At 33.2% G+C, this 14,065-nt stretch carries 9 protein-coding genes; 1 reads left to right on the forward strand and 8 read right to left on the reverse strand.

Annotated features, from left to right (window positions below):
• Positions 1-51 precede the first annotated feature (51 nt).
• Both ABWO08_RS05095 and uvrC read right to left on the reverse strand, forming a co-directional pair.
• Positions 52-2,343, reverse strand: a complete 2,292-nt coding sequence (locus ABWO08_RS05095) for a patatin-like phospholipase family protein (RefSeq protein ID WP_353083980.1) — start codon at positions 2,341-2,343, stop codon at positions 52-54.
• Positions 2,344-2,355: 12 nt separating this feature from the next.
• Positions 2,356-4,155, reverse strand: coding sequence for an excinuclease ABC subunit UvrC (gene uvrC, locus ABWO08_RS05100; protein ID WP_353083982.1), 1,800 nt, complete (start codon positions 4,153-4,155; stop codon positions 2,356-2,358).
• Positions 4,156-4,248: 93 nt separating this feature from the next.
• Here uvrC and ABWO08_RS05105 point away from each other — a divergent pair, with 93 nt between their 5' ends.
• On the forward strand, positions 4,249-4,812 hold the full coding sequence (locus ABWO08_RS05105) for a 5-formyltetrahydrofolate cyclo-ligase (protein ID WP_353083983.1): 564 nt from the start codon (positions 4,249-4,251) through the stop codon (positions 4,810-4,812).
• 7 nt (positions 4,813-4,819) lie between these two features.
• On the opposite strand, the gene ABWO08_RS05110 is transcribed toward ABWO08_RS05105, so the two are convergent.
• The 6 genes from ABWO08_RS05110 to gdhA all read right to left on the reverse strand — a co-directional run bounded on the left by ABWO08_RS05110 (position 4,820) and on the right by gdhA (position 13,929).
• On the reverse strand, positions 4,820-5,422 hold the full coding sequence (locus ABWO08_RS05110; protein WP_353083985.1) for a lipoprotein signal peptidase: 603 nt from the start codon (positions 5,420-5,422) through the stop codon (positions 4,820-4,822).
• 88 nt (positions 5,423-5,510) lie between these two features.
• Positions 5,511-5,891 (reverse strand): TraR/DksA family transcriptional regulator, encoded by a 381-nt coding sequence (locus ABWO08_RS05115; protein WP_353083987.1) that lies wholly within the window; start codon positions 5,889-5,891, stop codon positions 5,511-5,513.
• 7 nt (positions 5,892-5,898) lie between these two features.
• Entirely contained in the window at positions 5,899-9,300 is a 3,402-nt protein-coding gene (gene ileS / locus ABWO08_RS05120) for an isoleucine--tRNA ligase (protein ID WP_353083989.1), read from the reverse strand.
• Between the two features lie 123 nt (positions 9,301-9,423).
• Complete coding sequence (gene recO / locus ABWO08_RS05125) at positions 9,424-10,137, reverse strand: DNA repair protein RecO (protein WP_353083990.1); 714 nt, start codon at positions 10,135-10,137, stop codon at positions 9,424-9,426.
• 5 nt (positions 10,138-10,142) lie between these two features.
• The gene (porZ, locus tag ABWO08_RS05130; RefSeq protein WP_353083992.1) at positions 10,143-12,461 is read right to left on the reverse strand and encodes a type IX secretion system anionic LPS delivery protein PorZ; all 2,319 of its coding nucleotides are present in this window, start codon (positions 12,459-12,461) and stop codon (positions 10,143-10,145) included.
• 124 nt (positions 12,462-12,585) lie between these two features.
• Positions 12,586-13,929, reverse strand: a complete 1,344-nt coding sequence (gene gdhA / locus ABWO08_RS05135) for an NADP-specific glutamate dehydrogenase (protein WP_353083994.1) — start codon at positions 13,927-13,929, stop codon at positions 12,586-12,588.
• Positions 13,930-14,065 lie beyond the last annotated feature (136 nt).

A 14,065-nucleotide genomic window follows, 5' to 3' on the forward strand; every position in this document is an offset into this window, starting at 1 on the left:
AATATACTTTTTTTGTTTAATATTTCTACTAAAATAGAAACTTTCTACTTTTTAAAACCAAAAACCAACATTAAACCCAACAAATCCTTTAGCCAATTCTGGAGACCAAGCGTATTTTATTTCAATTGGACCAAGAACAGTTTCAAGGCCATATCCAAGCGCATAACCGGTGTGTCTTGGTGTTGCAAGCCAATTTCCAGTGCTGTATAATTTGTCTTCAGCATTAGCATAATTTGCTGAAAAATTTATGTGGTTTTTTTTATAAAATTCAAGATCAAATGTGGCGAGTATTTTAACATAACTATCAGCAGTAATACTTAAAAAATCATAACCATAAAAGGATTTTATATTATTTATTGGATTAAATCCAAATCCACCAAGTGAAAAATCTAGAAAGTGTGTACTGTTTTGACCAAATGTAACCCCAGCTTCTGACTCAAATTTTAAATTAATTACTTTGTAAAATGTTCTGGTAATTCCAACTTGAGAACTAGCAATATTGTATCTGTTAAATTTATTGGTATAATTTGATGAAAGTAAATAGGATTGTAAGTTGCTGTTAAAATACCATCCTTTCTTAGGAAAAAACTTACTGTCTAAGGAGTCATATTTTAAGTATCCAAAAATGCTGCCATAATTACTGTCTTCAAAAATAGGATTATTGTTTTGTAATGTATTTGATCCTATTTTTAAATATTTTAATTCTATACCAGCGCCTACTAAAAATTTTTCTGCAAAAATAGTTTGTAAATAAGCCGCATTAGTCCAATCAGAATAATCTATATTTAATGAATTGATTCCAAGTTGATTAATAATAGCTCCATTATTAAAGTCATTTGAAATATTTTTATTGAACTGCACAAAGGAAGATTTGAATCCAAAACTAAAATAAAAGCCATTATCAACATAATAATCTAAATTGTATCTAAAATTATCCCCAACACCCATATCTATTGACATAACGTCGTTTCTAAAAAACGATTTTTTTTGCGTAATATTTACCAAAGCAGCGCTTTTTAAAAGACCATCATAATGAAGTCCAAATTTTAAAAAGGTACTAATGTTATTTTCTTTAATGTTTAATTCTAGTTCATCTCCCGAATTATATTCATTAAACTGGTAGCTAATTTTCGAAAAATTTCCGGTTGCATTTAGCGTATTTATTCCTTCTTTTATTTGATCATAGTTAACCTTCATTCCCTCATTAAAACCTAATTTTCCTATTACATAAGATCGAGTGTAGTCATTTAAATCATTAAAGTGAACTTTGGTAATCATAATGCTTTTGTTTCGGAGAGTATTAACTTGTAAAGGTTCATGGTTTTGAGATAAATTTTTTATTTGATCTACTATTTTTATTGCAGCATCTTCTCCTTTTTTAATTATTTCATTTTTTTTATCAAATGAGATAACAGTAAAATTTGAAATATCAGGTTTTATATAAATATCTGTTTTACTAATTTTATCTTTCATCCCTTTCATTACTTGAAGATTAGAAATTTGAAGCAGTACTTGAGTTGCTTCATTCAAGGAATTTCGGTTTTTTAAATCGTCCTGTACATCAACTCCAATAATAATATCAGCGCCCATTTTTCGAACTTCATCGATTGGGTAATTATTAGAAACGCCTCCGTCAATTAATAATTTTCCGTTTATTTCAACTGGGGAAAACAGGGATGGAAAAGCCGAACTAGCTAATAACGCTTGTGGGAAACTACCTTCCGTAAGCACTTGTTGTTCACCGGTTTCAATGTCGGTTGCTATACATAAAAAAGGAATTGGCAATTTGCTAAAATCTCTAATATGACGAACAGGGTGTGTTAACTTATGCAATAAATTATAATTGTAAATCCCTTTTGATAAAGCCAAAGGAACACCAATACTTAACTTTTTAAAGGGTAAGGTTACAGCGTAGAGTTCGTCGTTGCGTTTTTCGTAAAAACTTTTATTTGCTCTTGGAGTGTAATCGGTAATTAGTTCATTAAAATTAGTGTCATGAAAAATCGAATCTATTTGTGTGGCATTATAACCTGTTGCATAAAGTCCTCCAACTACTGCTCCCATACTAGTTCCGCCGATGTAATCAATTTTAACTCCAGCTTTTTCAAGTACTTTTAATACGCCAACATGAGCAAATCCTTTTGCGCCACCGCCTGTTAAAACCAATCCAATTTTAGGTCTTTTTATGGAATCTTGAGAATAGTTATTTTGAGAATAAAGAACAAATAACAAAGAAAAAAGGAATAAAATAACTTTATAATTTAGCACCAATAGCAATGAATCCCGATTTTTATCGGGAGAAGTGTAGGGCAGAAAAGCAGATTGCAAACAGGCCTTAAACATTTGCTACAAATATTAATTATCGAATTTATGGTAAAAGTCGTAAATTTTTTTGGCTTTTGATGCACCAATTACTTCCGAAACTTCTTTTTCGGTAGCCAATTTTAATCTTTTAACACTTTTAAAGTGGGTAATTAGCGTTTGCATTGTTTTTTCACCTATTCCAGGGATGGCTTCCATAGAGGAATTGAGTGCTGATTTACTGCGTTTGTCACGGTGAAATGTAATTCCAAATCGGTGCGCTTCATTTCGTAAAAACTGAATAACTTTGAGTGTTTCCGACTTTTTATCAAGGTACAAAGGCACCGAATCGCCGGGATAAAACAATTCTTCCAAACGTTTTGCAATTCCGATGATGGCAATTTTTCCGCGCAAGCCAAGATCATCAATACTTTTTAGCGCCGATGACAATTGCCCTTTTCCACCATCAATAATGATCAACTGTGGCAAAGGCTGATTTTCGTCTAAAAGACGTTTGTATCTTCGATACACCACTTCTTCCATAGAAGCAAAATCATTAGGTCCTTCAACGGTTTTTATATTGAAATGGCGGTAATCTTTTTTAGATGGTTTCCCGTCTTTAAAAACTACACAAGCCGCTACTGGATTGGTTCCTTGAATATTGGAATTGTCAAAACATTCAATATGTCGTGGCTCTACCGAAAGGCGTAAGTCTTTTTGCATTTGCGCCATAATTCGGGTGGTATGCCGTTCCGGATCTACAATTTGAATTTGTTTCAATTGATCCATTCGGTAGTATTTGGCGTTGCGTTCAGAGAGTTCTAAAATTTGTTTTTTATCACCCAATTGCGGAACGGTAACCTTGATTTTTTCGCCAAAATCTAGAGCGAAAGGCAGAATTATTTCTTTGGATGTCAAATGAAAACGCTCCCGAAGTTCCACCACAGCCAATTCTAGAAGTTCTTCGTTGGTTTCTTCCAGTTTTTTCTTTAATTCTAAAGTATAAGATCGAATAATGGCGCCATAAGAAATTTGTAGGAAATTTATATAAGCCACCGATTCGTCAGAGATAATTGAAAACACATCTATATTAGAAATCTTCGGATTTAATATAGTTGATCTTGATTGGTATTGCTCTAAAACTTCAATCTTTTCTTTTATTTTTTGAGCTTCTTCAAAGTGCATTTCCGAAGCTAATTCCTGCATTTTTACCTTGAATTCCTTCAAGCTTTCTTTGAAATTTCCTTTTAGGATTTCACGAATGGCATTTACTTGTTTTTGATAATTTTCTAATGTTTCATGACCTTCACATCCACCTTTGCAATTGCCAATATGGTATTCTAAACACACTTTATACTTATGATTTTGAATGTTATTTTCAGTTAAATCGTAGTTGCAAGTTCGTAGTGGATACAATTCTTTTATTAATTCAAATACAGTATTTACTGTTTTGAAATTGGTGTACGGTCCAAAATATTCCGATCCGTCTTTCACCATTCTTCGTGTAGGGAAAATTCTAGAAAACGGTTCTTTTTTAATGCAAATCCAAGGGTAAGTCTTGTCATCGCGCAGCAATACATTATATCTTGGTTGCAACTTTTTTATTAAATTGTTTTCTAATAATAAAGCGTCTTGTTCTGAAGAAACTACAATGTGTTTTATCTCAACTATTTTTCTAACGAGCACATTGGTTTTGGCATTGTCGTGGACTTTATTAAAATAGGAGGAAACTCTTTTTTTTAAATTTTTTGCTTTACCAACATATAGAATTTTTCCTTCTTTATCATAATACTGATACACCCCAGGATTGTCGGGTAGTGTTTGTATTTGAAGTTCTAAAGATGGATTGTTCATTGTGATAGAAAGGAACGAATTCGTTAATTAATCCAAACAAATTTAACTTTAAATTCTACATAAAACAAATCGAAATTTTTCTATATTTACTTTATGTTTAAAAGCGAATTAAGAAAAAAATATAAAGCGTTACGAGCTGAATTACCTTCGGATTTTATAGAATCTCAAAGTTTGGCTATTGCCAATCAGTTACTTTCTTTAGATATTTGGGATAAAACCTATTTTCATTTATTTTTATCTATTTCCGAACAAAAAGAAATAGATACTGAGTTTATTTTGCATGTTTTAGCTGGAAAAGACAAAGAAGTGGTGGTTTCTAAAAGCGATTTTACTACCCATAAAATGACGCATTTTCTTCTTACAGAAAACACCAAATTTATAAAAAACGCTTATAATATTCCTGAACCTCTTGACGGAATAGAAGTGCCGGTTTCAAAAATTGAAGTAGTTTTCGTTCCTTTGTTGGCCTTTGATAATAAAGGGAATCGAGTGGGTTATGGTAAAGGATTTTATGATGCTTTTTTATCAGAATGCAACCCTGAAACTATAAAAATTGGCTTGTCATTATTTGATGCAGAACCAATTATTGAAGATACTTCTGATATAGATGTCTCCTTAGATTATTGCGTAACTCCAGGTAGAATTTATGAATTCTAAATTCAAATTAATTTGAATGCGCGAATGCTTTTTTATTGAAGAAAATCAAGATTCCAACTCCAGTAGAAATAGCAAAATCGGCCACATTAAAAATGGCATTGAAGAAAGTGATTTGTTTTCCACCCATAAAAGGAATCCAACTTGGCATCATATAATCTTCAATAAATGGAAAGTAGAACATATCCACCACTTTGCCATGAAATAAAGTCCCGTAAGGTTTATTTGAGAAATAAGTAGCTAAATTATGGTGGCTATCGTCAAACATTACTCCGTAAAAAACAGAATCGATAATATTTCCAAATGCCCCTGCAAAAATCAAACAAATGGCAACAATTAAATAGCGAGATCTGTTTTTTATAGTAGCATCCCAAAGCCAATATCCTATAGCAATAACCGCAAAAATTCGGAAAACCGTTAAGAATAATTTTCCGTATTCACCAGGGATTTCTGTTCCCCAGGCCATTCCTTCGTTTTCTATAAATAATATTTTAAACCATCTAAAAACTTCGACTTGTTCGCCTAACACAAAATGTGTTTTTACAAACATCTTTGACCATTGATCAATAAGTAAGATTAAAATGATAAGTAGCGCCGAATTTCGTAGTTTCATTTTTCAGGTTTTATAGCTGCAAAAGTAGTATTATTTTTCCAAAAAAAAACGCTCCAAAAAGAGCGTTTAAATTATTGAAATCAGATTATTAGCGTTGTAAATTTTTAGCTTCAATGCTCATTGTAGCATGAGGAACTATTTTTAAACGCTCTTTTCCTATTAGTTTTCCGGTTACTTTACAAATTCCGTACGTTTTATTTTCAACACGGAAAAGTGCATTTTTTAAATCACGAATAAACTTCTCTTGACGAATTGCCAATTGTGAGTTTGCTTCTTTACTCATAGTTTCACTTCCTTCTTCAAATGCTTTAAAAGTAGGTGAGGTATCATCGGTACCATTATTTAAATCATTCATGTAAGCACTTTTGATTAATTCTAAATCAGTTTGTGCTTTTTCTATTTTGCTTAGAATAATTTCTTTGAACTCCGCCAAATCGGCATCAGAGTATCTCATTTTTTCATCTGTCATCTTTGCTCTATTTTGAAATTAATATTTTTGTTTTTATATCGTCAAATTCTATTTCTATGCCCTCTGAAACGGAAGCTACAAATTGCAACTCTTTGGTTAAGGTTTCCGACATAATGTATTCCTCATTATTTTTTATTGCCTGCTCTAATTCACTTTGTTGCTGAATTTGAACTTTAATCTTATCGGTAACTTCTAATCCAGAATCTTTTCTAATATTTTGAATTCGGTTTACCAACTCTCTTGCAATCCCTTCTTGTTTTAATTCCTCAGAAATCGTAATGTCTAAAGCTACTGTAATTCCGTTTGCATTAGCAACCAACCATCCCGGAATATCTTGAGAAGTTATTTCTACATCTTGGGATGTTAAAATTATACTTTTTCCTGATATTTCAATACTTAGTTCTCCAGTGGCATCCAATTGATTAATTTGCTCTGCCGAAAATCCTTGTATCTCTTTGGCAATCAAGCCCATATCTTTTCCAAATTGAGGTCCTAAAGCCTTGAAATTTGGTTTAATTTGTTTCACTAAAATCCCTGAAGCATCGTCTAAAAGTTCTATTTCTTTGACATTAACTTCGGCCTTTATCAAATCGGAAACTGCTTCAATTTCAGCACGTTGATTGTTGTCAAGTATAGGAATGATAACCTTTTGCAACGGTTGACGCACTTTAATCATTTCCTTTTTTCGAAGTGATAAAACTAACGAAGAAACGGTTTGCGCTTTCATCATTCTGCTTTCCAATGATTTATCAACAAAGTTTTCAACGGAAACCGGAAATTTTGCCAAATGTACACTGTCAAAATCTTCTAATTGTGTCGCTTGCGTTAAATCTTTGTAAAGTTTATCCATAAAGAATGGCGCAATAGGTGCAGAGAGTTTGGCCACATTTAACAAACAAGTAAATAAGGTTTGATACGCTGCAATTTTATCGGTGCCGTATTCGCCTTTCCAGAATCTTCTTCTGCATAAACGCACATACCAGTTACTTAAATTTTCTTGTACAAAATCAGAAATCGCTCTTGCCGCTTTAGTTGGTTCGTATTCTTCATAATAACCATCTACTTCTTTAATTAAAGTATGTAATTCGGATAAAATCCAACGGTCTATTTCGGGTCTTTCATTTAATGGAACTTCGGGCTCCGAATGATTGAAACCATCAATATTGGCATACAAACTAAAGAACGAATAGGTATTGTATAAAGTCCCGAAGAATTTTCTTCTCACTTCTGCAATTCCTTCTAAATCGAATTTTAAGTTGTCCCAAGGATTGGCATTCGAAATCATATACCAACGCGTAGCATCTGGGCCATACTCGGTTAATGTTTCAAATGGATCAATAGCATTTCCTAATCGTTTGGACATTTTTTGTCCGTTTTTGTCTAAAACTAAACCATTAGAAACTACATTTTTATAGGCTGTTTTATCAAATACTAAAGTTGAAATAGCATGTAAAGTATAAAACCAACCACGAGTTTGATCTACTCCCTCGGCAATAAAATCGGCGGGGAACGCTTTATTTTCGTCAATTAAATCTTTATTTTCAAATGGATAATGCCATTGTGCATAAGGCATAGCCCCCGAATCAAACCATACATCAATCAAGTCAGATTCGCGTTTCATTGCTTTTCCAGAAGGCGAAACCAACACGATATTGTCAACTACATTTTTATGTAAATCAACCAGTTCATAGTTTGCTTCGCTCATGTTTCCGACCTCAAATCCTTTAAATGGATTTTCATTTTGAATTCCAGCAGCAATTGATTTTTCAATTTCAGAATACAATTCTTCAACAGAACCTATTAGTATTTCTTCGGTTCCGTCTTCGGTTCTCCATATCGGTAATGGAATTCCCCAATATCTAGAACGCGATAAATTCCAGTCGTTGGCATTTTTTAACCAATTTCCAAAACGACCTTCTCCGGTTGCTTTTGGCTTCCAGTTGATGGTTTCGTTCAGGTCGAACATTCTATCTTTGATTTCAGTTACTTTGATGAACCAAGAATCAAGCGGATAGTATAAAATTGGTTTGTCTGTTCTCCAACAATGTGGGTAACTGTGCACGTATTTTTCGACTTTGAAAGCCTTATTTTCTTCTTTTAATTGAATGGCAATTTCTACATCGGCAGAACGCTCTGGCGCTTCACCATCGTTGTAATATTCGTTTTTAACGTATTTACCAGAATATTCCCCAAGACCTTGAATAAATTTTCCTTGTAAATCTACTAATGGAACAGCGTTTCCGTTTTCATCCAAAACCAACATTGGCGGTACTTCTGGAGTTGCTTCTTTGGCAACTTTAGCATCATCAGCTCCAAATGTTGGGGCAGTATGTACAATTCCGGTTCCGTCTTCTGTCGTTACGAAATCTCCTGAAATTACTCTAAAAGCATTCTCTGGATTTTGATAAGGTAATGCCAATGGCATCAATTGTTCGTATCGAATTCCAACTAAATCAGCACCCTTGCATTCGGCAAGAATTTGGTAGGGAATTTTTTTATCTCCTTCTTTAAAATTTTCAAAATCAGAAGATTCAGAAGATTCAAAAAAGGTTTTTCCAAATTGTTTTCCAACCAAATTTTTAGCCAAAATAACATTGACAGGAAGGAAAGTATATTGGTTGAACGTTTTAACTAAAACATAATCAATTTTTGGCCCAACAGTTAACGCAGTATTACTAGGTAAAGTCCATGGAGTGGTCGTCCAAGCTAAAATATGAACAGTTCCAAAACCTTGTAAAAACCTTGGTAAACTATCAGTTTTTGTTAGAAATTGAGCTACGACTGTGGTATCAGTAACATCTCGGTAACTGCCTGGTTGGTTTACTTCATGCGAAGATAAACCGGTACCTGCTTTTGGCGAATACGGCTGTATGGTGTAGCCTTTGTATAGTAAATCTTTGTTGTAAATTTGTTTCAGTAACCACCAAACGCTTTCCATGTATTTGGATTTGTAGGTCACATACGGATCTTCCATATCTACCCAATAACCCATTTTTTCGGTAAGGTCATTCCAAACATCGGTGTAGCGCATTACGGTTTTTTTACATGCTTCGTTGTATTGCTCTACTGAAATTGTTTTTCCGATGTCTTCTTTAGTGATACCTAATTCTTTTTCGGTTCCTAATTCAACTGGCAAACCATGAGTATCCCAACCTGCTTTTCGTTTTACTTGAAAGCCTTTTTGGGTTTTATAACGGCAAAAAATATCTTTAATGGCACGTGCCATTACGTGGTGAATTCCAGGTAAACCGTTTGCAGAAGGCGGGCCTTCAAAGAAAACGTAAGGAGTGCTCCCTTCTCTTGAAGTTACCGATTGTTCAAAGATGTTTTTTTCTTTCCAAAATTTTAGTACTTCAGATGCCACTGTTGGCAGGTCAAGTCCTTTGTATTCCGTAAATTTTGTGCTCATTATTTTGGTTGCTAAAAATCGAATTGCGAAAGTAAGGAATTTTGATAAAAGAGAATAAAAAATAGACAAAAGAGCGCCGACTTTTAGCTAAAAACTTGAAAGTTTTTTTAATTTATCGTTTTTTTATGCAAAAACCTCTTTTAGAACCTCTAAAGATTTTGGTTTTTTAAATCCGTCAAGATGAATTGAATAGTAATTTAGAAGGATATTTAATAGAAGTTGTCGTTCAATTCCGTTGAAGATTTTTTGATTGGAATCAAATTTCAAGGAAACTAATTTTTTAAGCAACGAAGTTTCGTGTTCCGAAAGGCAATTAATTCCTTGAAAGATAGTAAAACCACCTTCATCCATTGAGAAAAATTTAGCATCAAGATCAGAAGTATCTGGATAAAATCCGAGAAATTTTGTGATTTCTAAGAGTAATATTAAATGAAAATTAGAAGTTTCTTCATGGGTATCTAACCAAGTTAGTGCCGTTTCTAGAAAGGTAAATAAATCTTCATTTTTTTCCTCTTCTTGAATGCTATGATACAACATTTCTGACAAGAAAATTATAATAGTGCTTTTTATCACATCGGTATTTATTGTCTGAAAAGCAGTCGCAAGTTTGATGTCTTTAAAATGTTCTAACGTGCCTTTATTTTTATGATTGGCTTCAATTTCTAGAATAGTAAGTGGTTGAAAATAGGCGATTTTTTGATTGGATTTTTTCCCCGAATAGGCGCTTGCCACAAAGTAACTTTTTAAACCATCCGAAAGAGTAAAGCACTTCACAATCAAGCTTTTTTCTTGGTATTTTAAGGATGAAAGTACAATTGCTTTGGTTTTTACCAACATTGGAATTATCGAATTATCATTACTTTTTTAATTGTTGTTTCTATCCCATCTTGAGCAGAAACAAGAATCATATATACGCCAGAAGCTACTTTGTAATTCCCAAAAGCAGTCGTATCCCATTCTATAGTTCCTCCATCGGAAGTAGTTTCATAAACCAAATTACCTTCAATGTCGGTTATTTTTACTGTTGCTTTATTGGTTAAATTGGCAATTTTCACTGTTCCGGTATATTCTGGTCTAACAGGATTTGGATAAACATAAACCGAATTTAAGTCTCCGCTTGCATTGGTCGAAGTGCCTTTAAAAGAAACAAGTCCTTTATCGGTTGCAAAAAACACTTCGCCAGTAACCCCATCAATTTCGATATCATTAATATTATTGGAAGGCAATGGCGAGTTTTCTTTAGTAAAATGGTAAATGGTTTCTTGCCCATTTGAAGAAACAAGATACACGCCAGAATCTGCTATTGAAACCCATTTTTTGTTTGCTCCATCAACCGCAATATCCGTAATAAACTGATCGTAAAACAATTCTTGAGCTAAATCATTTTCTAAGATGATAATCGACTTCGTTTGAATTTCGGTTTCGGTTACAAAAGTATCAACCGAAGGAATAATACGAAGCCCATTTGCGGTTCCAATCCATAGTTGGTTTTTATTATCTACAGCCACACAACGCACGCTTATTGCTGGAAGATTACCGTCTGACCCGGTCTTAATTCTTAAAAATTTATTATTGTATCGTTCATTAAAAGCCATTAATCCATTTCCTCTAAAGGAAGGAATCCATTTGGTATCATTTTTATCAATTGCTATTTTTCCGAAACTCTCATAATACGGATTTTCCATTAGACTCACCAAATCATAGGTTTGCCATGTTGCATTTGATTTTAAAACTTTTATGGGCTTATTTACAAGTGAATTGGTCATCCATAAATTATTTTTTCCATCAAATGTTGCCCCGTTAATTCTAACAGAGATATAATTTGGAATTGTTGGAACCCATTGTTGACTTTCAGGCCCATTTGGAGGGGAACTCAATTCATTAAATAAAGTAAACGCGCCATTTTTTATTTTTAATAGTCCACTTTGAAAAGAACAAACATAAACTTCATTTTCATCATTAGGATTTGGAACTACATCGGTTAGTGTTACTGCACCAAGTAAATCACTAAAAGGAATTACACTCCAGCCGGTTTGCGCGCTGTAGGTACTAATTGGTTTATTAGAATAATCTGGAGTTGGAACAGCAGAGTTGTCGTATGCTCCATAGGTTACCCATAATTTGCTAGGGGCCTTTTTAGCTCTAAAAACCTTATTGCTAATTGGTCCATTAGGAAGTAAAAAATCTATGCCATTAGGATTTGGGATTGATGTGGTTAACACTCCATATTGGGTTGTGCCAATGTATACATTGTTATTTATTATTGAAGCACAAGTAAAAGTTGGGTTAACATTTGGGACTTGTGTATTTTGCAAATAAAAAACTTGATTCATATTTGTGTCATACACATACACTTCATTAAATGTTGCAACAATTAAATAATTGTTAAAGGATCTAATGTCAACAATTTTATTAAAATATTGAGCAACTTGAGTGAAGTTGGTCCCGTCGTATTTTATTAATTTATTATCAGATCTTGCCGCAAAAACCAAGTTGTTAAAAGCAGTTATTCCTTCCCAATAAAAACCAGAAACATCAATCCATTGACTGTAATCGTTTAAAAATTGATTGGTTATACTTACTTTTCGAATACCGCTTTCGGTCGTGTTTCCTTGGGTTGCAGCATAGATAAAACCATTGGTAATACACGTTTGTTTTACCGAAATATAATTTCCAGCGGGTCCCATATAATAGGTGTCTCCAAATTCAAAGGTGTTTAAATCAAATAGGGTAATTCCATAATTGGTAGAAATATAAAGTTTGTTGTTGTACTCTAAAAAATGATTGATTTGTTTAATCCCACCTGGAACTGGCACTTCATCACGAATCCCTGTTTTATATAAATATGTCCCGTCTGGATTTACTACCAATAATAAGCCATTACTATTTCCTACAAATGATTTATTTACTGAATCACTATGGTAAAAGGCAGTGATGGTTTCTGCTTTTAATCCATCAATAGAAGTTGTTGTTTTGAGGTCATTTGTATTTAAATCTTTTGAAAAAAAGGCATTTTCAGAAGCCGCATAAATTTTTTGAGAAGTCTCCGAAATATCTGTAATTTGATTGAATGAAAAATAGCCTTGCCACTTTTGGTTATTTTGAGAATAACCAACATAAGCAAAAAATAAAACAAATAAGATTACTATTCTTTTGAGCATTTTTCAGTAAAATTTGATCACAAAGATACTATAAAACGAATTTATATTGGTTTTCATATACTGCAATAAAAAAACCTTCTTTCCGATAAAGAAAGAAGGTTGTTTATATAGATTAAAATTGCTTTTATACAATTCCTTGTGCTAGCATTGCATCGGCAACTTTAACGAAACCTGCAATATTTGCTCCTTTTACATAGTCAACATAACCAGTAGAATCAGAACCATATTTTACACAAGCAGCATGAATATTTGCCATAATTGCTTTAAGTCTTTCATCAACTTCTTCTGAAGTCCAGCTTAATCTTAAAGAGTTTTGTGACATTTCAAGACCAGATGTTGCAACACCACCTGCATTAGATGCTTTTCCAGGTGCGAATAAAATTTTAGCTTTTTGGAATACTAAAACTGCTTCTGGAGTTGAAGGCATGTTAGCTCCTTCAGCTACACAAACACATCCGTTTGCAACCAATGTTTTTGCTTCTTCTTCGTTTAATTCGTTTTGTGTAGCACATGGAAGCGCAATATCACATTTTACTTCCCATGGGCGTTTACCAGCTACGAATTTTGCGTTTGGATATTTAGTTACATAATCAGAAATTCTTCCGTAGTTCACGTTTTTAATTTCCATTACATAAGCTAATTTTTCAGCAGTAATTCCGTCTGCGTCATAGATATATCCAGATGAATCTGACATAGTAACTACTTTTCCGCCTAATTGAGTTGCTTTTTCAGTTGCATATTGTGCTACATTTCCTGAACCAGAAACAACTACAATTTTTCCTGAAAAGCTATCTCCTTTAGTTCCAAGCATGCTTTGTGCAAAATACACATCACCATAACCTGTAGCTTCTGGACGAATTAATGATCCTCCAAATGAAATTCCTTTTCCAGTTAAAACCCCAGTAAATTCATTTCTTAATCTTTTATATTGACCAAACATGTAGCCAACTTCTCTTCCACCAACACCAATATCTCCAGCAGGAACATCGGTATCAGCACCAATATGTTTCGATAATTCTGTCATAAACGCTTGACAGAATTTCATGATTTCAATATCTGATTTTCCTTTTGGATCAAAATCAGCTCCACCTTTTCCTCCACCCATTGGTAAAGTAGTTAAACTGTTTTTGAAAGTTTGTTCAAAAGCTAAGAATTTTAATATACTTAAATTTACAGAAGGGTGGAAGCGAATTCCTCCTTTGTATGGTCCAATTGCAGAGTTCATTTGAATTCTGTAACCACGATTAACTTGAGTTTTTCCAGCATCATCAATCCAAGTTACACGAAACATGATCACTCTTTCTGGCTCAACCATTCTCTCCAAAAGCATTTTGCCTTCGTATTTTTTATTTTCTTCAATAAAAGGAATTACTGTTTCTGCAACTTCAGTAACAGCTTGTAAAAATTCAGATTCGTTAGGGTTTTTTTTAGCAACCGCTTCAATAAAGTTTTGGATACTTTGTGACATAAATGATAATATTAATTTTTAAGAAATCGATTTCGTAATGTTTGACAAATATACATTTTATTAAAATAACGGCACTATTATTTTTAAATTCTCATTAATATTATGTTTTTCAAAATACTTTTTAATGAAAATTGAA

Origin of the sequence: Flavobacterium sp. (genome assembly GCF_040383245.1) — a bacterium.
Lineage (GTDB): Bacteria > Bacteroidota > Bacteroidia > Flavobacteriales > Flavobacteriaceae > Flavobacterium.